Source organism: Brevibacterium sp. LE-L (genome assembly GCF_050214925.1).
Lineage (GTDB): Bacteria > Actinomycetota > Actinomycetes > Actinomycetales > Brevibacteriaceae > Brevibacterium.
Genome location: NZ_CP189759.1, coordinates 891710 through 912794, shown reverse-complemented (window position 1 = coordinate 912794; position 21085 = coordinate 891710). Strand labels below are relative to the sequence as shown.

The window sequence follows — 21085 nt, the reverse complement described above, 5'->3', positions numbered from 1 at the left end:
AGCATGCTCAACCGAGCGTGATCAACGATTGTTGCGTAATGGAAAGTTCCGTCCTTGCCCGCTCCCTATGACTGGAGATGGCCAACATCGGAGGTTACCACAGAGACACATACGGTCACTTCCCAGGGTGGTCACAGCCGACTTACAGGTCGGCGGATCACACTCCGCCGCGGGCCGGTGCGAGTCAGAGGGAGACGAGGAGGAGTGCGGCGGCCATCACCACCCCAGCGCCGAGGAACGTGATGACGGTGTAGCCGAGGATGTCGCGCATCTTCAGCCCGGCGATCGCGAGCACCGGCAGCGCCCAGAACGGCTGCAGCATGTTCGTCCACTGGTCGCCGTAGGACACGGCCATGATCGCGATCGAGGGATCGACACCGAGCTGGTTGGCCGCATCGAGCATGATCGGCCCCTGCACGGCGAACTGCCCGCCGCCCGAGGGGACGAAGAAGTTGACGAGACCAGCCGAGAGCAGGGCGAGGACACCGAAGGTGGTGGTGTTCGAGATCGAGACGAAGGCAGCGGAGAACACGGCGATGAGGCCCGTGGTCGACATGATGCCGAGGATGCCGGCGTAGAGCGGGAACTGCAGCAGGATCTCGCCGACGTTCGAGGCGGCTCCCTTCGTCAGGTGGATGAGTTCGAAGGGGTTCTTCACCAGCAGCAGGATGAGCGCGAGGAAGGACCAGTTGACGATGTCGAGGGTCAGTCCCCCACCCTGAGCGAAGTGGATGGCGAGGTAGACGACGAGAGCGAGCCCGACGACGAGGGTGAGGATCCTCGAAGCATCGATGCGGTCGGCCGGGGTGACGACCTCATCGTCGGCCTCGGACTGCTCCTCCGACGTCACCGAGGCGGGCAGTTCGTAGACCGGAGCACCGGACTTCGGGGCGATGAGGAAGAAGAGGAAACCGCAGACGACGATGACCCCGAGGATGGCGAGCAGATTCCAACCGGCGAAGATCGTCTCGGACACGGGGACCGTCTGCCCGCCGAGGGAGTCGGAGAGGAAGGAGTCCGAGGTGGCCGCAGTCAGCGGACCCGAACCCGAATAGCCCATGTGCCAGACGACGAAGCCGGAGTAGCCGGCGGCGACGAGCAGCGGGAAGTGGACCTTGATGCCGCGCTCACGCGACTGCACCGCGATCTCGCGGGCCAGCAGGGCGCCGACGACGAGACCGAGGCCCCAAGTGATGAGGCTGGCGAGGGCAGCGACCACGAAGACGAAGATGTAGGAGAAGGTGGCGTTGCCGGGCACCCGCGCCAGCCATGCCAGCAGCTTCCGGACGGGACCGGTGTTGGCGAGGATGTGACCGAGCAGGAGGATCAGACACATCTGCGTCATGAACTCGAGCAGACCGGCCAGGCCCTCACCCCAGCCGGTGACGACTTCCACCGGGCCGGCGTCGGTGAAGATGAGCGCGAGGACCGCGACGATGAGGCTGAGAACGATGGCGAAGGTCAGTGCCGACGGTATCCATTGTTCGAGGAATCGGTTGATCGGCCGCATGATCCCCTTCGAAGCTGCGGCATTGACCTGAGTTGACGGCTTCGGTGCCGACATGGGGAGACCTCCCGCTGAGAGTTAGCTGTGTGCAGTCTCAGCATACAATCAGGGCGCTGTCCCACGGAACGGAACAGCGCCCTGACGGAAATCAGCACTCAATCGTGACCGGATTCGTCGGTCACCGACGACTGTCTCTCCGTCGGTGACCGGCTCCTGGCCAGTGGCTGTCAGCCAGCCAATGACCCTCGGCGGCCCGAGTCAGCGATCAGTGCTGCTTGTACACGAGCTGCTTGTTGACGAACTCGTCCATGGCCAGCGGCCCCAGCTCACGGCCGACACCGGAGCGCTTCACGCCGCCGAAGGGCAGGAATTCGCGTGAGCCTTCGGGAGCGTTGAGGAAGACCATGCCCGAATCGATCTGAGCGCCGACGCGCTCGGCCCGCTCGACATCGCCGGAGAACACCGCAGCACCGAGGCCGAACGGGGTGTCGTTGGCCAGTTCCACAGCCTCTTCCTCACTGCCGACCCGGTAGACGATGACGGCGGGGCCGAAGAGCTCCTCATAGTACCCGCGCATCCCCTTCTTCACATCGGTGAGGACGACGGGTTCGACGTAGGCTCCGCCGCCGTCGTAGCGCTTGCCGCCGGCAAGGAGGGTCGCACCCTGGCTGACGGTGTCCTGAACCTGCTCGACGAAACGGTCGGCCGCGGCCACCGAGGACAGCGGGGACAGGCGGGAGCCCTCCTCACCAGGGGTGGCGGGGGTGGACTTCTTGGCCTCCTCGGTGATGGAGGCGACGAAGTCGTCGTAGAGGTCGTCCATGACGATCATCCGCTTCGGCGAGTTGCAGGCCTGCCCGGTGTTGCCCATGCGGGTGCGGAAGAAGGTCTTCGCCGACGCCTGGACGTCGGCGGAGTCGAGGAGGATGTAGGGATCGGACCCACCGAGTTCGAGGACGACCTTCTTGAGGTTCTTGCCCGCCTCGGCGGCGACGGCGGCACCGGCGCGTTCGGACCCGGTCAAGGACACGCCGTGGTTGCGCGGATCAGGCAGGATGATCTCGGCGACCTGCTCGTTGCTCGCATAGATGTTGATGTAAGCACCTTCGGGCAGACCCGCCTCGATGAAGATCTCCTCCATGATCTGAGCCGAACGCGGGCACTGCGGAGCGTGCTTGAGCAGGATCGTGTTACCCAGAGCCAGGTTGGGGGCGGCGAACCGGGCGACCTGGTAGTAGGGGAAGTTCCACGGCATGATGCCCAGCAGCGAGCCCACGGGCTTGCGGCGGATCATCGCGGTGGCGTTCTCGGGCCCACGCAGAGGCTCATCGGCCATGAACGCCTCGGCGTTGTCGGCGAAGTACTTGTAGATCATCGAGCTCAGCTGGACTTCGCCCTTGCCCTCGGGAAGGGCCTTGCCCATCTCGAGTCGGATGACCTCGGCGAGCTCCTCGGCGCGTTCGGCGTAGATCTCCGAGACCCTGGTGAGGATGGCCGCACGCTCGGAGACCGGGGTCCGCCCCCAGTCGGTGAAGGCCGTGGCCGAACGATCGAGTGCGGCGAGGATCTCGGAATCGGAGTTGGTGGCGAACTCTTCGGCGACTTCGCCGGTCGCCGGGTTGGTCACGCGGTACATGGTGCTGGTCATGACTGTCCTCGTTTCACTTCGATGTGGGGGTCTGTGTCACCTCCCACGCTATGGCCGAATGCCGGCGGCGGCAACGCAGATCTCACCTCCTGGGAGGATTCCCAGGCAAGTCTCCGCGGCCGCCGCCGGTCTCATCCTCAGTCCTGACCTCCGTGGGTCCGGTCTCCTCGGCTCGAAGTGACTCGGCGCGGGCCGACCCCGGCCGAGGGTGACTCAGCCCGAGGACGGCTCAGCCCGAGGTCGGACTCAGCCAGCGACGCCGGTGAGTTCGTTCGTCGCATGGGGCAGCTTCTCGCTGGCCATCACCTCTCCGTCGTCGAGATCGACGATGTGGATCACCTGCTCGGCCGGATCGCTGACGTAGGCGACCTCGTCCTGGACGAAGAGAGTCGGGCGGGCCTTCTGCCATTCGACCGGTTCCTCCCATGCGTCGATGACCGGGTACTCCTCCGTCACCGAGGCGGTCGCCGGGTCGATGATCTTGAGCGTGCCGTCCGTGGTCAGAACGACACCCTCTCCCTCGGGTCCGCGGTCGAGGGAGCGGAAGCTGTAGGAGGCACCGAGGTCGACGAGCGAGAGAGTGTTCTCCTTCGTGTCCGTCACGCTCACCCGCTCCGGACGTTCGAGTTCGGCATCCTCGTCGACCTTGTAGTCGCCGAGGACGTACCTGGAGTCCTCGTCGCCGGCCTGGTTGCCGATGCGGCCGAAGTCGTCGGGGGCGTCGAGCTTCTCGAACTTCCCATCTTTGAACAGCAGGATTCCGTCTTCGCAGCCGAGGGCGATGACTTCGCCCTTCGCCGAGGCTTCGCCGTGGACGCCCGGGCACTCTTCGCTGCGAGCGATCTCCTTACCGGACTTGTCGATGACCTTCGCACCTGCGCGCTCGTCCTCGGTGCCTATCGTGTGCAGAGTCTTCCCGCCGGAGAGCCTCACCGCGACTCCGTGATGGGGCTCTTCGGCTTCGAGGACTTCCGGAGTCGGTTCATCCTCGGCGAAGTCGTCCGTGTCGAAGGTCTGAATCTTGCCGTCGCCGTCACCGAAGAGCACGGTCGACCCGTCGTGGCTGACGACGTGGCCGGGCAGCTCGGTGTCGAAGACGGTGTCGGTGAGGACGGGGTCGGCAGCGTAGCTGTGGGTGTGGTCGCCGTGCGGCTGAGTCCACACGCCGGCGTCGAAGAGGCGGAAGCCTTCGGCCACGGAGACCATGAGGTGGCGGTCATCGCCGACCGGGTTGAGCCGGTTGAACCCTTCGAGCTTCGTATCGGCGATGACGTCGAGGGTCGTCGCGTCGAGGGTCATGATCCCGCCGTCGTAGGTGGTCACGAGGCGAGGCTGGGCCGCGGCGACTTCCTGGGCGTGACCGTCGTCGGACTTCGCTGTGTCTTTGCCGTCGCCACTCGATGCCCCGCCGGAGGACTTCTCGTCCTGACCGACAGCGTCGTAGTCGGTTGTGTCATCGCCGGGCTGACATCCGCCCATCAGCAGCGCCGAGGCGACCACCGCCGTTCCGAGCAACATCTGAGATCGTTTCATCATCCGCAATCACTTTCTAGTGAGAATCAGTATCAATAGCATGTCGATACTAACCCGATCGCGGGCGGATGCGCGAAATGGGAACACTCCGACGACGCTCATCGGCCTCGGGCACGGCTATGTCCTGGGTCACTGCTACGGTAAGACCATGGCCAGTGTGACTGAACTCGTGAAGCGCTATTACACCACCGTCGACGCCGGAGACGCGGACGCCACCTCGGCGCTGTTCTCTGCCGACGCCAGCTATGACCGCCCCGGCTACCCGACGCTGGTCGGGCAGCAGATCGCGGATTTCTACCACGGTGAGCGGGTCATCGAATCCGGCTCTCACTCACTGCAGGAGATCCTTGTCGAGGGCGATCGCGCGTCCAGCCGCGGCGTCTTCAACGGTCACCTCAAGGACGGTTCGGAGACCTCGGTGGGCTTCGCCGATTTCTTCCTCTTCGACACCGACGGCCTCATCGCCGAACGCACCACGTACTTCTACCAGCCGGCCGTCTGAGACGGCGCCCCTCCGCCTGCGACTTCACAAGACAGACGTTGCCGTCGGGCCCGTCGTTCGGCGCCGAGCCCGTTCGCGGCTGTGACCGTGGCGGAGCAGACGGTCAGACTCACTGGCCGCGCGCGTCGAGGACCGCGCGCTGAATGCGATCGCGGACCGCAGCGGCCTGCGGTGTCGGGGTCGGCCTGTATGCCTGCTCCACCTGCTCGAAGACCTCGCCCATGGCCGCCGGATCGACGTCGACGGGCAGGTCCTCGATCGCGGCGAAGGCCGGACCGATGTGGTCCATGAACCCGCGGATGCCGGATGCTCCCCCGCCGAAGTGCATGCCCTCGAACTGACCGACGGCGGCCCAGCGCAGACCCAGCGAATTCTTTATCACCGTGTCGAGGTCGGGAGCGGAGATCACGCCGTTCTGGACAAGAGAGATCGCTTCCCTCATCAGCGCGTTCTGCAGACGGTTGCCGACGAAGCCGCGGATCTCCCGGCTCAGCACCACCGGCTCGCGCCCACAGCTGCGGTAGAACTCGACCGTCGCCTCGATCGTGTCCGCGGACGTCGCCGGTGCGGGCACCACCTCGACGAGCGGCATGAGATGCGGCGGATTGAACGGGTGGCCGACGATGACCCGGGCGGCCGCGTCTGCCTCGAGGTGTTCGGCGATGAAGGATGCGGGGATCGTCGACGATGACGTCGCGAGCACGGCTGCGGCGGGGGCCGACTCGGCGATCTGGGCGAACAGCTTCGGCTTGGCCTCGGGGTTCTCCGGACCGGATTCCTGCACGAACATCACGCCTGCCACGGCGTCCTCGACGGTGCCGGCGACCTCGACGGTGCCGACCTGCGAGGCCAGCTCATTGAGTGCGGAAGCCGCTGAGGTGACCTCGGCTTGGAGGTCGGCGACCACCTCGGCGAGGTCATCACGCGGGTCGAAGACCCGGACCGTGAACCCGCTGCGGGCGAAGAGGTAGGCGAAGGATCGGCCGATGGTTCCGGCACCGATGACAGCGACTGACGAACTCATGCATCCAGGCTATACCCGCCCGCCGCGCCGCACCTGCTCACCCGAGATGCCGCCGTCGCTGTGCCCGAAACGTTGCCTGAAGCGCTCACCTGCGGGTGGGCTTCGGTGGCACAATGTCACCATGACAGCGAACGCAGAACTGAGAACAGTGGACTCGGAGATCATCGCTTTGGCCGAGGACGAATACGCCGCCGCAGCCGAGACCGCGCGCATCGAGGTGCGCGAGATCCACACCGCCGACGAGGCGGCCAAGGCGTCGCTGCTGCTCGACGAGGTGTGGAACGTCGACGAGACCGGCACCAACGTGTTCGAGCCCAGCCTCATCATCGCCTTCGCCCACGCCGGAAACTATGTCTCTGCCGCCTACAGCGCCGATGACCCCGAGGAGATGATCGGCGTGACCATCGGCTTCTTCGGCCAGCCGCTGGGCACCGTCATGCATTCGCATATCGCCGGTGTCCGCCATCAGGTCATCGGGCGGGGCGCCGGTTCAGCGATGAAGCTCCACCAGCGCCTGTGGTGCCTCAACCTCGGCATCACGGAGATGACCTGGACCTTCGACCCGCTCGTGGCCCGCAACGCCTACTTCAACTTCCAGCGTCTGGGCGTGAGCATGGTCGAATACCTCGAGGACTTCTACGGGCAGATGCGCGATGGGGTGAACTCGGGACAGGCCAGCGACCGGATGATGGTCTCGTGGCCGCTCGACCGACCCGCACGGGTGGCGACGGCTGATCCCGGTTCGGCTTTCCCCTGCCTGCGCGCCGACGAGGACGGGGAGCCCCTGCTCAGCGAGGTGCCGAAGGAGACCGAGTTCGTCTCGCTCGACTTCCCCTCGGACATCGAGGATCTGCGCGGACAGGACGCGGACCTGGCCAGCCGGTGGCGCCTCGCGCTGCGGACCGCGCTGACCGCGCTCGTCGCCGACGGCTGGGTCGTCGACACCTGCCTCAAGGGCGGAACATACCTGCTCCACCACCCCTGAGGCACCCACGGCGCCCGCCCCTCCCCCAGCTGCTGGCTGGTTGCCACTCGCCGCCACTGGCTGGTTGCTGCCACTCGCCGCCGCGGGCTGGCCGTTCACCGAAAAACGGGTTGGCTGCCGAAAAACGCCTGCACGCAGGCGGGTGTCGGCAGCCAACCCGTTTTTCGACGCCTGCCGCGTAGCACGGGGCGTGTGGGCGGGGCAGCCGACGGCTCGGGCCGTCGCTGCTGTCGCGGCTAATGTCGCCGCTGCTGCTGGTGTTGCATGCCGTCGAGGCAGCGTTTGATTTCGGCGAAGACCTTCGGACGGAACAGGTCGCCGAATGTCAGATTGAAGACTCGGTAGCCGGCATTGAGCAGATTCATGTTTCGCTGATGGTTTGCCTTCGCTGCCGCATCGGGACCATCGGGATGCAGGTAATACTTGCCCACTCCATGCACCTCGACGACGACCGGAAGAGTCTCGTGCTGGAAATCGTTGCGAGCGATGAAAGCTCCGGCCGCAGTTCGGACGTCGACCTGTGGGACCATTCCCGTGATGCCGTGCTCGTGGAACCGAACCGCACACAGCGCTTCAGATGCCGCCTCGAAGAGTTCGCTCGAAATCTCCAGCGCCAGCCGCGCTCGTCGCACTCCGCGCGAACCGTTCATCAGCAGCCGCCGGATCTCCTCCCGGGTCATGCCATGATCCCTCAGCGCCTGTGAGATCAGGGGAACAGACACCTCGAGAGAATGGTCGAGAGCGATATCAGCGAGGGTGCGCCTCAGACTGGTGACCGGATAGCTGTTTCGCAGCGCGACCTCATCAGCGGGCACCGCGCGGGAGTAGACAAACAGGCCGGGATAGCTGCGGGTAGGTGCTCGCCTCGACACCTCCACCCGCTCGGCCCCGATGATGGTCGGGTCGAGACCGTGGATGAGCCCTGCCGAGATATGCGAGAAGACGTCGCCTCGAAGCAGTGAGTCGCGCCGACAGGCGATCTGAAGTCGGAGTCTCTCCGCGTCATCCCGGATATCCCCGTGGAACCTTGGGAAAGTGATCCCCTGCTCGGTGGAGAACTGCTCGAGCACTGCATGATGGGGCTTCTCACACGCGCTCAGAACCACGAACCACCCTCGACGAGCACGGTAGAGGCAGCAATCGACAGCCTCAGCGAGATGCGACCGAGGCATATCGAGGTCATCGAGCTGCTTCCTCGTCAGCACTTTGTACATGAGATAAGTATTGCGTCAAACTCCATCTAACGCAATCAAACATCATCATTACACACATACTCGCACAGCCTCACACACCCACCACCCAGCTCCACCACCAGCCCTCGGTCGGCGAAAAACTGGCTGACCGCCGAAAAACGCGGGCGCACAACTGTTTTTCGGCCATGCACCCGCGTTTCGACGAGCGGAGTCTTAGTTCTCTTCCCAGTTCTTGCGCAGCAGCTTCTTGTCGAGCTTGCCCACCGAGGTGCGCGGCATCTCCTCGACGACGTTGACCTCGTCAGGCATCTGCCACTTGGCGAAACGCGAACTCAGCGTTTCGATGATCAAGTCCCGGGTCACCTCGGCGCCGGGGTTGGGAACGACGTACGCGATCGGACGCTCGTCCCATTTCTCATCGGGAACACCGATGACGGCGGCCTCACTGACGTTCGGGTTGTCGAGGATCGCGTTCTCCATGTCGATCGACGAGATCCACTCGCCTCCGGACTTGATGACGTCCTTGAGGCGGTCGGTGATCTTGAGGTAGCCGAACTCGTCGATGGTGCCGACGTCGCCAGAGCGCCACCATCCGTCGAGGAAGCGGTCGGCGTTGTCGGGCAGCTGATAGTACGACTCGGTGATCCACGGACCGCGCATGACGATCTCTCCCATGGATTTCCCGTCCCGCGGCAGCTCGTTGCCTTCGGGGTCGACGGTCTTCATCTCGACGCCGATGATCGGCAGACCCTGCGAGCGCTTGAGGTCCCAGCGGGCCTCTTCGTCGAGTTCCATGCCGGGCTTGAGCGCCCAGTTCGTCGTCACCAGCGGCGTGGTCTCGGTGGCACCGTAGCCGTGGATGACGTCGGCGCCGGTGATCTCCTTGAACCCGCGCATCATCGACAGCGGCGGCTCGGAGGATCCGGAGACGAGGCGGACACCGCTGAGATCAGGGGCCTGCGGCAGCTTCTTCATCATCTGGAGCATCGGACCGAAGATCGCCGGAGCGCCATTGGCCAGGGTCACCTTCTCATCGATGAAGGCCTGACCGATGGCACCGAACTCCTCGGCGGCGAACTTGCCCGGCAGCACGAGTTTGGCACCGGCGGCCACCGCGTTCTGGGGGAAGCCCCAGGACAGGACGTGGAACATCGGGGTGATCGGCATGACGCAGTCGTCGAAGGTCGCGTTCAACGCGGCCAGACCGCCCATGGTGTGCAGGTAGATCGACCGGTGGGAGTAGTACACGCCCTTGGGTCGGCCCGTGGTCCCGGTCGTGTATCCGGCGTAGGCCGCGGTCTTCTCGTCGATGACCGGCCAGTCATAGGTCTCGGGCTTGTCGCCGATGAGATCTTCATAGAAGACGACGTTGTCCAGGCTCGTCTCGATCTCGCTCGCAGGCTTGTCGGTCATCACGACCCACCCCTTGACGTCGAGTTTCGGGGCCAGGGACTCGGCGACCGTCAGGAGCGTTTCGTCGACGAAGATCCAGTCGGACTTCGAATGGCTGACGACGTAGGCGAGGTCTTCGGGTGCCAGGCGCAGGTTGAGCTGCAGCATGGTTGCGGCCACGCCGGGCACGGAGAAGTAGAGCTCGAGGTGGCGGCGGGAGTTCCAGTCGAGGACACCGACCATGGACCCGGCACCGACGCCGAGTTCGCCGAGGCCGTGCGCGAGCTGCGCCATGCGCTTGAACTCGTCGGCGTAGTTCGACCGTCCCCACGATCCGTCCGAGCGGCGGTAGACGACCTCGGAGTTGCCGAAGACGGTGGCCGCATGGCGGATGAGGTTGGTGGTGTTGAGCTGGTAGCTGTCGCCCTGGGTGGACGCGATTCCTGTCAGCATGAGACTCCTTCGTTCGCGCTCTGGTCCTGCCGTGGCCCGAGGGCCGCAGCAGAGGAATGGGGTGATCACCGCTTTCAGCGGCGGGTGATCCTACCGTCGACCGCCGGGTGCCCGGTGGGCGGTCATCACCGTCAGACTATCCGTGTCGGGACAGTGGGCAACGGTTCGGACAGGAACGTTATCAAGCGGTGATGGACCCGTCCGCCCGCCGAGGCGCGGCTGTCATTCGCCGGTGAACTTCGGCGCCCGTTTGCCGACGAATGCGGCGACGCCTTCGCTGAAGTCCCTGCTCGCGCGCAGTCCCGCCTGGCCGTCGACCTCACGGTCGAAGGCGTCGTCGAGGGATGTCAGACTCGACTCGTTGATCGCCTGCTTCGAAGCGGCCAGCGCCTGTGGTGCGCCTTGAGCGAACTGGGCCGCGAGTTCCTTGGCCCGGTTGAGCTGTTCACCGGCGGAGGCAACCTCGCTGGCCAGCCCCCAAGCGTAGGCGTCGGCGGCGTGGAGCTTCTCCGCCGTCAGTGCCATCCGCAGCGCGCGGTGACGACCCGCCGAGGCGGCCACGAGAGCCGTGGCTCCGCCGTCGGGCATGAGACCGATCTTCGTGAACGGGAGCATGAGGTAGGATTCCTCGCTCATCACCACGTAGTCGCATGCCAAGGCCAGGGAGCAGCCGATGCCGGCCGCGGGCCCCGAGACCGCTGCGAGCGTGGGGATCGGTGCGTCGATGATCGAACGGATGATGTCGTTCGCTCCGGCGAGGTCGATGCTGGCATCCGTCACGGCCTCACCGCGCAGGTCGGCACCGGAGCTGAAGGCCCGGTCGCTGCCGGTGAGGACGAGGGCCCGAGAGTTCGCGGCCGCCTCGGCGACGGCTGCGCCGATGGCTTGGAACGTCTCCTGATTGAGTGCGTTGAGGCTCTCCGGGCGGTTGATGGTCACGGTCGTGACATCGCCGCTGACCTCGGTGAGAACACTGGTGGACAATGCGTCTCCTTTGTACGTATCCGGTGGTGGATCGTGTGCTTCGTGCAGCTGTCGGGGATGGCGGGGCTTCTACAGTCACACGTCCGCGAGGGGCGCATGAGCGTCATCCGCCACTTTAACGTACGTTAAGTTGATCTGCGTCACATGTCCGCGACGAATCTCCGGTGCCATGTCGGCGCGCCTCAGTTGAGCGTCGCGTCCAGCTGGGCAGGAGTGAGTTCGCGATCGGCGAAGACGAGGCGGACGGCCGCCGGGTCCGGGTTGCCTGCGTCCGGTGCCCGGTGGACCAGCTCGAGCCCGAGCTTGCGAGCCACCACCTCCGACGCGGTGTTGTGTTCGAGCAGATACGCCACGATCGGCAGCTCGGCGTCGATGTTCGTGGCCGCCGCGATCGCATCGCGTGAGACCGCAGTGGCCAGCCCCTGCCCCTGAGCTTCGGGCCGGAACCGGTATCCGAGGTTCCAGAACGCTCCGGTCGCGCGGCGGGAGGCGCCGGGTCCGGGCACACCGCGCAGCGAGCATCCGCAATGGCCGAGGATCTGCCCGCCGGACGTCCGCCTGACCATCCACGGTCCGATCCCGTCGAGCTCCCACTGCGAGTCGAGTCGGACGAGGATCGCCTCGGCTTCCTCCCGCTCCGTCATCCGCCCGCTGGGCAGGTGCCCCCACACCCGCGGGTCGGCGTCGATGGCGAAGAACTGCTCGAGATCGTCCGCGCTCGGCCGGTCGAGCACATAGTCGGGTGCTTGTCCCATCAGGACCGACTTCCCATTACGACCGACTTCCCATCAGCTCGGGCTTCCCATCAGGTCTAACTGTCTGTCAGCCCTTCAGCCCAACGCGGCTTCGAGGTCGGCCCACAGGTCTTCGAGGTTCTCGATGCCCACGCTCAGCCGGATGAGCCCCTCGGGCACGGTGACGGGTTCGGAAGGGTGCCGCCGACGGCGTTCGATGAGGGACTCCACCCCGCCCAGGGATGTCGCCGGGGTCCACAGTCGGACCGCCTCGGCGATGGCGGTGGCCTTCTCTGCGGTGTCGACGGTGAAGGCGATGATCGCACCGAACCCGCTCATCTGCTCACTCGCGCGGGCATGTCCGGGATCGTCGAGCAGCCCCGGATAGCGGGTCTCGACGACGCCCGCGTGGGCGGTGAGGCGTTCGGCGATGGCCTGAGCGTTGGCCTGGGCGCGGTCGAGACGCACGGCCAAGGTGCGCAGTCCGCGCAGAGCCAGCCAGACTTCGAAGGGCCCGGCGATCGCCCCGCGCATCGAGCGTTCGGTGTGCAGCCGCTCCCGCAGTTCGACACTGCTGGTCAGGGCCGCGCCGAGGACGACATCGGAGTGCCCGGCGAGGTACTTCGTCACCGAATGGACGACGATATCGGCGCCCAGGTCGAGCGGAGTCTGCAGCAGCGGTGTGGCGAAGGTGTTGTCGACGGTGACGAGGAACCCGCGATCACGCGCGGCCGCGATCAGCGCCGGCACGTCGGCGACTTCGAGCATCGGGTTCGTCGGCGATTCGATCCACAGCATCCCGGGCCCGGACTCGGACCCGACGCGGCCCTCCCCCGCCGAGGCGGCCGCCGCATCCGCTGCCGCCGACGTTCGCGTCGACGCTTCGTCGAGGGCGGCGATGACCGCCTCGGTGTCGGCGATGTCGACGGTGACGAGGTCGAAGCCCTGACGGTGAGCGATCTGCTCGGCCGAGGCGAGCGCTCCCTGATAGCTGTGCGTCGGGATGACGAGGGTGCCGCCGGCCGGAACCAGGCTGATGACCGCGGAGATCGCGGCAAGCCCGGAGCCGAAGACGAGCCCGGGCAGAGCGGAGTGTTCGAGCGAACCGAGTGCCTCTTCGAACGGTGACCAAGCCGGGGTGTCGAAGCGAGCGTAGGCATAGGGTGAGGCGTCGATGTCCCCGGTGCTGACGAAGGTCGAGGACAGGTCGATCGGCGGGTTCACCGAAGCACCGTCGGTGCGCGGGGGCCGCCCGGTTTCGACGACGAGGGTGTCCGGGGCGAACTTCGGGCTGGCAGCGGTTTCGGGTTCTCGGGATGTCATGTGCCCAATATATGCCCACCGCATGACCAGAAACGCAGGTGGTGCCGCGACCGTGCTTCACCGCGCCGCCTCGCCGCGGCCTGCGCGATTCCACTCAGCCGAGGCTGCTGACCATGTGTTCGAGGAGGAGCCGCGCCCCGGCGGTCTGACGTCTGGTCGGTGACCACACGGCGTGGAGTTCGCGGGAGAGGTCGACGTTGTCTTCGACCGGCAGCGGCAGCAGTCGCCCGGCCCGGAAGTCATCGCGCAGCGCCAGCTCGGACAGCACCGCCGGTGCGATCGCGGTGGCAGCGGCGATGCGCAGCGCCGAGTTCGAGCCGTATTCCCCGGCCATCCTCACTCCGCCCACGGAGTCCAATGCCGAGTCGATGACCTCCCTCGTCCCCGAGCCGACCTCACGGACGAGCAGGGGAACCTCCGCGAGCGCCTTGGCGGTGATCGGCTTCGTCCAGGCTCCGGCGAACTGCGGGGCACAGGCGATCATGAGGCGGTCACGGCCGACGACCGCGGTGTTGAGCCCCGTCGGCCGGGACACGGATTCGATGAGCCCGAGGTCGCAGGTCTGCTGGCGCACCCGGTCGATGACGGTCGCCGAGTTCTCCACGGACAGTCCGATGTCGATCTGCGGGTGCGCGGCGCGGAATGTCGTGAGGTGGTGGGGCATGAGGTATTCGGCCACCGTCAGTGAGGCGCTGACCTTGACGGTGCCGGCGCGGGCGTCCTGGATGGCTCGCGCTCCGGCGTAGAGGGTGTCATAGGCTTCGATGACCTTCGAAGCCCATTCGGCGACGGCCCGCCCCTCGACGGTGAGTTCGGTCCCGCGCGGCGAACGCCGCAGCAGCGGCACCTTGAGATCGCGTTCGAGATTGCGCAGGCTGCGCGAAGCGTTCGGCTGCGCGAGGTCGAGCTGGGCCGCGGCCTGACCGATCGACCGCGCATTGCCGCTGAGCGCAACCAGCAGGCCGAGGGCCTGGAGTTCGGGCCAGTCCTTCATCTCCGCGAGATCATGCATACCCCCATCATGCCATATCGATTTCATATGGGTTGCTTCGAAATCCCCGTCTACCGGGCCCGGAACAACGTTGACACACTGAAGTCATGAATCGAATTGCATCCCTCTTGCCCGGTCTCGCCGTCGCCGCTGCGGCCACGGCAGTCGCGTGGCCGATCTCCATGCTCCTGCCCGTACTCTCCCCACTGCTCGTCGCCATCGTGCTCGGCATCCTGCTGGGCAACCTCGTGCCCAACCTGCCCGAGACATTCATGCCCGGGCTCAACTTCGCCGCGAAGCCGCTGCTGCGTCTGGGCATCGTCGCCCTCGGTGCACAGGTCGTACTCGGTGACATTCTCGATCTCGGCTGGCTCGCCCTCGTCCTCGCCGCCGTCATCGTCGCCGCAGGCATCCTCTCCGCCCTGGCACTGGCGAAGCCGCTCAAGGTCGACCGCCCGCTGGCGGTGCTCATCGGCAGCGGGTTCGGCATCTGCGGCGCCGCGGCCGTCGCCGGCATCGAGTCGACGCTGAAGTCGAAGAAGGAGGATGTGGCCGCCGCCATCGGCCTCGTCGTCCTCTTCGGCACCCTGATGATCGCGATCGTGCCGTCCCTGTCGACGGCGATGGGCCTGTCCCCGGAGACCGCCGGCATGTGGGGCGGAGCCGCCACCCATGAAGTCGCTCAGGTCGTCGCGATCGGCGGCATCATCGGGCCCGCCGCGCTCGAGATCGCCGTCCTCGTCAAGCTCGCCCGCGTCATCATGCTCGCCCCCACCGTCGCAGTGTTCAGCTACGCCGTGCGCCGCAGCGAGGCGAAGGCGATGACCACCGGCACCGAGGCGGCCCCCGGATCGGGTGCGACCACCACGGCAGGTGCCCGCTCGGGATCGACCGACAGCGGTGCGGGTTCGGGCTCGACGACGACCACCGCGGAGAAGGCTCCGGCGCCGACCAAGCGTCCGCCGATCGTGCCGCTCTTCGTTGTCGGCTTCCTCGTCATGGCGGCCCTGCGCACCTTCGGCCTGCTGCCCGAATTCGCGGTCACCGGTCTCAACTGGGTGCAGACGGTGTGTCTGGCCATGGCGATGTTCGCCCTCGGCCGTGGAGTCCAGTGGCGTTCGCTGAAGAACCTCGGCGCCCGCCCGCTGGCTCTGGCCGCACTGGTGACGATCGTCGTCGCCCTCCTCGCCCTCGGCGGAGCCGTCCTGCTCACCTGAGTCGGGCGCCCCGTCTCACACAGCGCATCCCCATCTCGGGCCGCCGGCACCCGCCGGCGGCCCGCTGTTTGTGCCGTTATTCGGGATTTTTCGAGCGGTCGGACACACGGATCCTTTACCGGTCGGTAACGCTGGTAGTGTCTCTCAGCAAATCGCCCAGCGATGCTCAGTGTCGCTTCAGCCTTTGCGAGGACTTCATGCTCATACAGATCATCGCTCTGCTCATCTTCGTCGCGCTCTTCGCCATCGGCGCGGTCCGCGGCGTGCAGATCGGCGTGCTCATGCTCGTCGGCGCTGCCGGAACCGGACTGCTGCTCACCGACATGGTCGTCGAGGACATCATCGCCGAGTTCCCGCTCGACATCATGGTCCTCCTCGCCGGAGTGACCTACTTCTTCGCCATCGCCCAGGAGAACGGCACCGTCGATCGGATCATCGATTGGGCACTGGAGCGCGTCGGCTCCTCGGCAGTGCTCCTGCCGGCGGTCTTCTTCGTCATCACCGGCTGCATTGCCGCCATGGGTGCCCCGCTGGCGGGCCTCGTGATGATGCCCGTGGGCATGCAGGTCGCCCGCAAATACGGAGTCGACTACGCGCTCATGGGCCTAGCGATCTGCTTCGCCATCGGCGCCGGCGGCTTCGCCCCGACCAGCCTCTACGGCATCGTCACCTACAGCACCGCGCGCGGGGCCGGCATCGACCTCTCCCCCTATGTGCTCTTCGGCATCGCCGTCGTCACCTACCTCATCATGCTCGTCGTCGCCTACTTCATGTACGGACGGTCGCTGTTCGGCCGGAACTCCGCGGCAGCCGTCGCGAGCCGGGCGGGAGCCGGGTCGACCGAAGCCGGCGCTGACGGCTCCGATGACACTGATTCTGCCGGGACCGGTTCTGCCGGGACGGATGCGAGCTCACGGATCTCTCGCGGCTCCGCCTCGGCGACGAAGGTGGCCTTCGGTGAGGACGACGAGGACGAGGCGCTCTTCGGCTCCTCGAGCTCGGAGCACACCGGCGACTCCGCACCGTTCACGTTCGTGCAGATCCTCACCGTCATCTTCATGATCGGGCTCATCGGCACCGTCGTCGTGCTCGCAGCGATCGGCAAGGATCCGGACATCGGTCTGCTGTGCTTCATGTTCGGAGCGATCCTCTCCCTCGTCGACCCGAAGACCGGCAAGGCCGCGCTGCCGAAGATCGACTGGTCGACCGTGCTGCTCGTCGGCGGCATCATCACCTTCGTCGGCGTGCTGCAGAATATGGGTGCCGTCGACCTCCTCGGTCAGGGTGCCGAAGCGATCGGTTCGCCGCTCATCGCCGCTTTCGTCCTCTGCGTCGTCGGCGGACTCGTGTCCGCGTTCGCGTCGACCACGGGTATCCTCGCCGCCCTGGTGCCGCTGGCCCTGCCGCTCATCGCCGCGGGCGGGGTGCCCGGGTGGGCGCTCATCGCGGCGTTGGGTGTGTGCTCGGCCGTCGTCGACGTCTCGCCGTTCTCGACGCTGGGCGCCACGGTCGTCGCGACCGCCCCCGTCGAGGACAAGCCGCGCCTGACGCGCATCCTCGTGAAGTTCGGCATGTCGATGGTGATCATCGGGCCGGTCGCGCTCGTCGGCGGCCTGGTTGTGCCCGCGATGATCTTCTGAGGCCGAGCGCCTTTCCGCTCACTGTGAAGCGCGCGGGTCCGCCCCGACAATCAGGCTGAGCGCCGAAAAACGGGCTGGCGCCACAACCTGCCGCCGAAAAACGGGTTGAGCGCCGAGGAACGGGAGTCTGCGTGCGTGCCTCGGCACTCCACCCGTTTTTCGGCGATGGCGGCTGGCTGGCACCCTGGCAGCTCGCGGGGCAGACCCGCAGCGAGCTCAGCTCAACCGTTTACGCAGCAGCACGAACTCGAGGTCGTCGACCTTCGGCACCCCGAAGCGTTCGTCGCCGTACGGGAAGGGCTCGACTTCTCCCGTGCGTTCATAGCCGCGCCGTTCGTAGTAGGCGATGAGCTCTTCGCGTCTGTTGATCACGCTCATCGACATCGCGTGTGCGTTCCACCGTTCGACCACCCATGCCTCGGCGAGGTCGATCAGCGCCGACCCCACTCCCTTGCCCTGCCCGAGCGGGGACACCGCGAGCACCCCGAGATAAGCCTCCCCGTCTGCGGGTTCGCGCACGTACACGCTGGCCACTGCCCGGCCTTGGGCGTCGCGGACGAGCAGGATCGCGGAGTCCGCCTCGGCGAGCATGGCCTCAGCCATCGGAGCGTCGAGGCGCTGTCCGTCGAGCAGGTCGGCCTCGGTCGTCCACCCCTGCTTCGACCCCTCACCGCGGTAGGCCGAGGAGACGAGTTCGACATAGTCGGCGATGTCGGCGGCGGTGAGTTCGGCGACTTCGAACCCGGCCTCGCCCAGGTTCAGACGGTGCGCATCGACCGTGGTCGCCGAGGGGTGTGAGGACATGCGGGTGACTCCTAAGTGAGATGACGGACAGCGGCAGTCGGCGCTCGACCGCTGCCGGATACTGCACCAGGCTAGTGCCTGCCGCGCTGACAGAACTATAGTGTCAGCTGTCAGGACAATGACATTCGCGCAGTGCCACCGGCACGGACATTCGGGAGGAATGACCATGGACATCGAAATCTCCGGAGAGACCTTCACCATCGCCGAGGATGCTGCGGCCCACCGTTTCACCATCGCCCATGCCGGCAAGGTCATCGGCGCAGCCGATTACGTCGACCGTAAGGCCGGCCCTGACGACACCGCCGAAGGCACCGTGCGCACCTTCACCCACACGAATGTGTCCCCCGAATGGGGTGGACGCGGCCTGGCCGGCCAGCTCGTGCGCTATGCGCTCGAGACCAGCGCCGAGGCGGGGCTGAAGTTCCGCACCACGTGCTCCTACGTACAGAATTTCCTGCAGAAGAACACAGAGTTCGACAAGTACGTCGCCTGAGTTTCAGTTCGCACTCCGTCGACCGGTGGTCGGTCGTCGACTGATCATCAGTCCTGCGTTCGCTCGTCAGCCGGGACTCGGCGCACCGAATGAGGGACACCCTGCCGAGGCACCTCTGCCCAGAAGCTCCTTGCCGACCCCGAGGAGGAGGTCACAAGCGCATATCGACCCACTGCTTGACGCCGCTGCGGCGTTCGGCACCTGCCGTGAAGAGGCTCGGCACCGCGGAGAGCGCGACCGACGATCCCAGGATCCTCTCCGTGGGGACGGTGGGAAGCAGGGCGACCGCCGCGGCCATGTCGTTCGGGTGCTCATAGATGAAGGAACCACTGATCCGCAGCTGCTTCTGGACGATGTCGAAACTCGAAGCGCCGAGGTGGTGGTGGTCCTCCCCGACGAGCGTGACGGTCGCGAAGGGCATGAGGTGGTCGACGACGGATGCCAGAGCCTCGGGCACCCCTGCCGCGTCGATGACCGCATCGGGGGCGGGGCTGGTGCCCGGCTCAAAGGGGCGGGCACCGAGCTCGACGGCGAGGGCTCGTCGTTCGGCCTGCGGTTCGCTGATATAGGGGCGATGTCCCTGGCCGCCGAGGATCATGGTCGCCAGCAGACCCTGCGACCCGGCCCCGAGGATGAGAGGCGTCTGCGAAGACGTCAGCCCCGCTCGCCGGATCGCCGCGGCGGCGACCGTCAGCGGTTCGGCGCACACAGCGCGTTCGATCGGCACGTCGTCAGGGATCCTGTGGCAGAAGTCGCTGGGATGGTCGATGACCTCGGCGAGGAACCCGGGTTGGGTGAGCACGCCCGCGCTGAGCCGGTGCGTGCACGCCGAGGTGGTGCCGAGCCGACAGTAGCGGCAGCTGCCGCAGGTGATATTGGGTTCGAGCACCACCCGGTCTCCGACGGTCCACTCGTCGTCTCCGAGCCCCACTTCGGTGACGACGCCGATGCCTTCATGGCCGAGCCTCCACGGGAGTTCCGGCGGCGTGCGGCCGCCTGAGGCCAAAGCGTGGTCGGTGCCGCAGATGCCCACTGCGAGCATCTGTATCCGCAGATGCCTGTCGGCCACGCGGCCTCGTGGTCTCGGGCTGATGAGGAGTTCGACTTGGCCGGCAGCGGTGATCTCGGCCGATCGCATCCGGCCATCCTGCGGGACGGGTCGTTGAGCAGCATGTTCGGCCAAGTGCGCAGTCCCGTGTTCGGCACCTCTGCGCATCAGACCGTTTCGGGCTTGAGCGCGACTGTCGCGGCAGAGGCACTGCTGCGTTCGGCCCTGCGTTCGACCTGCCACTGCCGGACGAGGTAGAGCGCGATTCCGATCGAGACGAGGCAGCCACCGGCAAGGTAGGCGCCGACGAGGTACCAGGTGCCTCCGCCGAGGCCGACGAGGAATGTGGCGATGAACGGAGTGAAGCCGCCGGCGATCGCACTGGCCAGCTGGTAGCCGACGCCGGCACCGCTGTAGCGGAATTCAGGGCTGAACATTTCGGCGAACAGCGGCTGTTGGACACTGACGACCGCGTCGTGGGCGATGTTGATCAGCAGGACCGCGAAGATGACGATTGCCACCAGATTGCCGCTCTCAAGAGCGAAGAAGAAGGGGATCGCGCTGACGAGGCCGACGATTCCGCCGGTGAGGTAGACGCGAAGGCGACCGAACTTGTCGGAGAGATAGGCGAACGCCGGGATCGTCACGATTCCCAGGCCGCCGACGACGAGGGTGACGTTGAGCATGACGCTGCGGTCGAAGCCGAGCTCATCGGTCGAATACGACAGTGCGAAGGTCGTGACGATGTACATGGTCAGCAGCTCGATGAAGCGCAGCCCCACGATCTGGAAGATCTGCGCCGGGTAGCGCTTGAATGCTTCGAGGATCGGCAGTTTCGCCACCTTGTCCTCGTCGGCGTTCTTCACTCGTTCGAGGTATTCGTCTGATTCCTGGACCCCGGCACGGATCCAGAGTCCGACGAGGACGAGCACTGCGCTGAAGAAGAAGGGAATCCGCCAACCCCAGGCCAGGAACGCCTCCGGGGAGAAGTTGCTGCTCAGAAGTGCCACCAGTCCAGTGGCCAAGAGGAGTCCGACGGAATAGCCGATCTGCACACCGCTGGAGAAGAAGGCACGCAGCTTCGGCGGCGCACTCTCCACCGCCATCAGAGCAGCTCCGCCCCATTCTCCGCCGACGGCGATGCCTTGGACGCAGCGCAGAAGCACGAGCATGGCCGGCGCCAACCAGCCGACAGTTCCGTAGGTGGGCAGGACGCCGATGAGTGCGGTCGCCACGCCCATGATCGTCATCGTCCAGATGAGCATCGACTTGCGGCCGATCCGGTCGCCGAAGTGCCCGAAGATGATGCCTCCCAGCGGCCGGAAGACGAAACCGACGCCGAAGGTCGCGAAAGCGGCGAGCGTGCCCGCATGGGAACTGTAGTCCGGGAAGAAGAGTTCGCCGAAGACCAGCGCGGCGACGATTCCGTAGAGGAGGAAGTCATACCATTCGACGACCGCCCCGATGAACGACCCCGCAGCCGCTCGTCTCGCCTGCTTGAGCTCGTCCGGTCCAGATGCTGTCCGGGCGTCTGCACTCGTCATGTCATTCCCCTTCGAATGGTGGGTCCTCTTCTGTCGGCGCACCGTCTGGATGTCGCCTCTGTCACAGTGC

At 66.2% G+C, this 21085-nt stretch carries 18 protein-coding genes; 5 read left to right on the top strand and 13 right to left on the bottom strand.

From position 1 onward, the window contains the following. Nucleotides 1-184: 184 nt before the first annotated feature. The 3 genes from ACQE2J_RS04030 to aztD all read right to left on the bottom strand — a co-directional run bounded on the left by ACQE2J_RS04030 (nt 185) and on the right by aztD (nt 4673). The gene (locus tag ACQE2J_RS04030) at nt 185-1564 is read right to left on the bottom strand and encodes a short-chain fatty acid transporter (protein WP_135539047.1); all 1380 of its coding nucleotides are present in this window, start codon (nt 1562-1564) and stop codon (nt 185-187) included. 208 nt (nt 1565-1772) lie between these two features. Next, a complete protein-coding gene (locus tag ACQE2J_RS04025) occupies nt 1773-3155 on the bottom strand; it encodes an NAD-dependent succinate-semialdehyde dehydrogenase (protein WP_135539049.1) in 1383 nt (460 codons plus the stop codon). 246 nt (nt 3156-3401) lie between these two features. Next, nucleotides 3402-4673 carry a zinc metallochaperone AztD gene (gene aztD / locus ACQE2J_RS04020; RefSeq protein WP_205683332.1) on the bottom strand — a complete coding sequence of 424 codons (1272 nt, stop codon included), beginning with the start codon at nt 4671-4673 and terminating at the stop codon, nt 3402-3404. A 55-nt stretch (nt 4674-4728) separates the two neighbouring features. On the opposite strand from aztD, the gene ACQE2J_RS04015 reads away from it, so the two are divergent. After that, on the top strand, nt 4729-5190 hold the full coding sequence (locus ACQE2J_RS04015; RefSeq protein WP_346763081.1) for a nuclear transport factor 2 family protein: 462 nt from the start codon (nt 4729-4731) through the stop codon (nt 5188-5190). A 109-nt stretch (nt 5191-5299) separates the two neighbouring features. On the opposite strand, the gene ACQE2J_RS04010 is transcribed toward ACQE2J_RS04015, so the two are convergent. After that, a complete protein-coding gene (locus ACQE2J_RS04010) occupies nt 5300-6214 on the bottom strand; it encodes a 3-hydroxyacyl-CoA dehydrogenase NAD-binding domain-containing protein (protein ID WP_135539051.1) in 915 nt (304 codons plus the stop codon). Nucleotides 6215-6335: 121 nt separating this feature from the next. Here ACQE2J_RS04010 and ACQE2J_RS04005 point away from each other — a divergent pair, with 121 nt between their 5' ends. Continuing rightward, on the top strand, nt 6336-7199 hold the full coding sequence (locus tag ACQE2J_RS04005; RefSeq protein ID WP_135539053.1) for a hypothetical protein: 864 nt from the start codon (nt 6336-6338) through the stop codon (nt 7197-7199). Nucleotides 7200-7435: 236 nt separating this feature from the next. On the opposite strand, the gene ACQE2J_RS04000 is transcribed toward ACQE2J_RS04005, so the two are convergent. The 6 genes from ACQE2J_RS04000 to ACQE2J_RS03975 form a co-directional block, all read right to left on the bottom strand. After that, nucleotides 7436-8413, bottom strand: a complete 978-nt coding sequence (locus tag ACQE2J_RS04000) for a hypothetical protein (RefSeq protein WP_426937116.1) — start codon at nt 8411-8413, stop codon at nt 7436-7438. Nucleotides 8414-8605: 192 nt separating this feature from the next. Continuing rightward, complete coding sequence (locus ACQE2J_RS03995; protein WP_135539057.1) at nt 8606-10237, bottom strand: long-chain-fatty-acid--CoA ligase; 1632 nt, start codon at nt 10235-10237, stop codon at nt 8606-8608. 222 nt (nt 10238-10459) lie between these two features. After that, the gene (locus ACQE2J_RS03990) at nt 10460-11221 is read right to left on the bottom strand and encodes an enoyl-CoA hydratase-related protein (protein WP_426937115.1); all 762 of its coding nucleotides are present in this window, start codon (nt 11219-11221) and stop codon (nt 10460-10462) included. A gap of 182 nt (nt 11222-11403) precedes the next feature. Further along, nucleotides 11404-11976: a GNAT family N-acetyltransferase gene (locus ACQE2J_RS03985; protein WP_135539061.1), complete on the bottom strand. Its 573-nt coding sequence runs from the start codon at nt 11974-11976 to the stop codon at nt 11404-11406. Nucleotides 11977-12051: 75 nt separating this feature from the next. Further along, nucleotides 12052-13278 carry a trans-sulfuration enzyme family protein gene (locus tag ACQE2J_RS03980; RefSeq protein WP_426937114.1) on the bottom strand — a complete coding sequence of 409 codons (1227 nt, stop codon included), beginning with the start codon at nt 13276-13278 and terminating at the stop codon, nt 12052-12054. 94 nt (nt 13279-13372) lie between these two features. Next, nucleotides 13373-14290 carry a LysR substrate-binding domain-containing protein gene (locus ACQE2J_RS03975; protein WP_426937113.1) on the bottom strand — a complete coding sequence of 306 codons (918 nt, stop codon included), beginning with the start codon at nt 14288-14290 and terminating at the stop codon, nt 13373-13375. Between the two features lie 86 nt (nt 14291-14376). Here ACQE2J_RS03975 and ACQE2J_RS03970 point away from each other — a divergent pair, with 86 nt between their 5' ends. Together ACQE2J_RS03970 and ACQE2J_RS03965 are read left to right on the top strand one after the other, a co-directional pair. Beyond that, nucleotides 14377-15486 (top strand): YeiH family protein, encoded by a 1110-nt coding sequence (locus ACQE2J_RS03970; protein ID WP_426937112.1) that lies wholly within the window; start codon nt 14377-14379, stop codon nt 15484-15486. Nucleotides 15487-15683: 197 nt separating this feature from the next. Next, nucleotides 15684-17126, top strand: a complete 1443-nt coding sequence (locus ACQE2J_RS03965) for an SLC13 family permease (RefSeq protein ID WP_135539069.1) — start codon at nt 15684-15686, stop codon at nt 17124-17126. Nucleotides 17127-17342: 216 nt separating this feature from the next. Here ACQE2J_RS03965 and ACQE2J_RS03960 read toward each other — a convergent pair whose 3' ends face one another. Then, nucleotides 17343-17930: a GNAT family N-acetyltransferase gene (locus tag ACQE2J_RS03960; RefSeq protein ID WP_135539071.1), complete on the bottom strand. Its 588-nt coding sequence runs from the start codon at nt 17928-17930 to the stop codon at nt 17343-17345. Nucleotides 17931-18096: 166 nt separating this feature from the next. Here ACQE2J_RS03960 and ACQE2J_RS03955 point away from each other — a divergent pair, with 166 nt between their 5' ends. Beyond that, nucleotides 18097-18423, top strand: a complete 327-nt coding sequence (locus ACQE2J_RS03955) for a GNAT family N-acetyltransferase (RefSeq protein ID WP_426937111.1) — start codon at nt 18097-18099, stop codon at nt 18421-18423. 151 nt (nt 18424-18574) lie between these two features. Here ACQE2J_RS03955 and ACQE2J_RS03950 read toward each other — a convergent pair whose 3' ends face one another. Then, nucleotides 18575-19561, bottom strand: a complete 987-nt coding sequence (locus ACQE2J_RS03950) for a zinc-dependent alcohol dehydrogenase (RefSeq protein WP_167854393.1) — start codon at nt 19559-19561, stop codon at nt 18575-18577. 77 nt (nt 19562-19638) lie between these two features. Next, entirely contained in the window at nt 19639-21015 is a 1377-nt protein-coding gene (shiA, locus tag ACQE2J_RS03945; protein ID WP_135539077.1) for a shikimate transporter, read from the bottom strand. Between the last annotated feature and the right edge of the window lie 70 nt (nt 21016-21085).

What these genes read in the sequence shown, in the direction of transcription:
- ACQE2J_RS04030 (WP_135539047.1), bottom strand. Translation starts at nt 1,564, where the DNA reads ATGTCGGCACCGAAGCCGTCAACTCAGGTCAATGCCGCAGCTTCGAAG.
- ACQE2J_RS04025 (WP_135539049.1), bottom strand. Translation starts at nt 3,155, where the DNA reads ATGACCAGCACCATGTACCGCGTGACCAACCCGGCGACCGGCGAAGTC.
- aztD (WP_205683332.1), bottom strand. Translation starts at nt 4,673, where the DNA reads ATGTTGCTCGGAACGGCGGTGGTCGCCTCGGCGCTGCTGATGGGCGGA.
- ACQE2J_RS04015 (WP_346763081.1), top strand. Translation starts at nt 4,729, where the DNA reads ATGTCGATACTAACCCGATCGCGGGCGGATGCGCGAAATGGGAACACT.
- ACQE2J_RS04010 (WP_135539051.1), bottom strand. Translation starts at nt 6,214, where the DNA reads ATGAGTTCGTCAGTCGCTGTCATCGGTGCCGGAACCATCGGCCGATCC.
- ACQE2J_RS04005 (WP_135539053.1), top strand. Translation starts at nt 6,336, where the DNA reads ATGACAGCGAACGCAGAACTGAGAACAGTGGACTCGGAGATCATCGCT.
- ACQE2J_RS04000 (WP_426937116.1), bottom strand. Translation starts at nt 8,413, where the DNA reads ATGTACAAAGTGCTGACGAGGAAGCAGCTCGATGACCTCGATATGCCT.
- ACQE2J_RS03995 (WP_135539057.1), bottom strand. Translation starts at nt 10,237, where the DNA reads ATGCTGACAGGAATCGCGTCCACCCAGGGCGACAGCTACCAGCTCAAC.
- ACQE2J_RS03985 (WP_135539061.1), bottom strand. Translation starts at nt 11,976, where the DNA reads ATGGGACAAGCACCCGACTATGTGCTCGACCGGCCGAGCGCGGACGAT.
- ACQE2J_RS03980 (WP_426937114.1), bottom strand. Translation starts at nt 13,278, where the DNA reads ATGACATCCCGAGAACCCGAAACCGCTGCCAGCCCGAAGTTCGCCCCG.
- ACQE2J_RS03975 (WP_426937113.1), bottom strand. Translation starts at nt 14,290, where the DNA reads ATGCATGATCTCGCGGAGATGAAGGACTGGCCCGAACTCCAGGCCCTC.
- ACQE2J_RS03970 (WP_426937112.1), top strand. Translation starts at nt 14,377, where the DNA reads ATGAATCGAATTGCATCCCTCTTGCCCGGTCTCGCCGTCGCCGCTGCG.
- ACQE2J_RS03965 (WP_135539069.1), top strand. Translation starts at nt 15,684, where the DNA reads ATGCTCATACAGATCATCGCTCTGCTCATCTTCGTCGCGCTCTTCGCC.
- ACQE2J_RS03960 (WP_135539071.1), bottom strand. Translation starts at nt 17,930, where the DNA reads ATGTCCTCACACCCCTCGGCGACCACGGTCGATGCGCACCGTCTGAAC.
- ACQE2J_RS03955 (WP_426937111.1), top strand. Translation starts at nt 18,097, where the DNA reads ATGGACATCGAAATCTCCGGAGAGACCTTCACCATCGCCGAGGATGCT.
- ACQE2J_RS03950 (WP_167854393.1), bottom strand. Translation starts at nt 19,561, where the DNA reads ATGCGATCGGCCGAGATCACCGCTGCCGGCCAAGTCGAACTCCTCATC.
- shiA (WP_135539077.1), bottom strand. Translation starts at nt 21,015, where the DNA reads ATGACGAGTGCAGACGCCCGGACAGCATCTGGACCGGACGAGCTCAAG.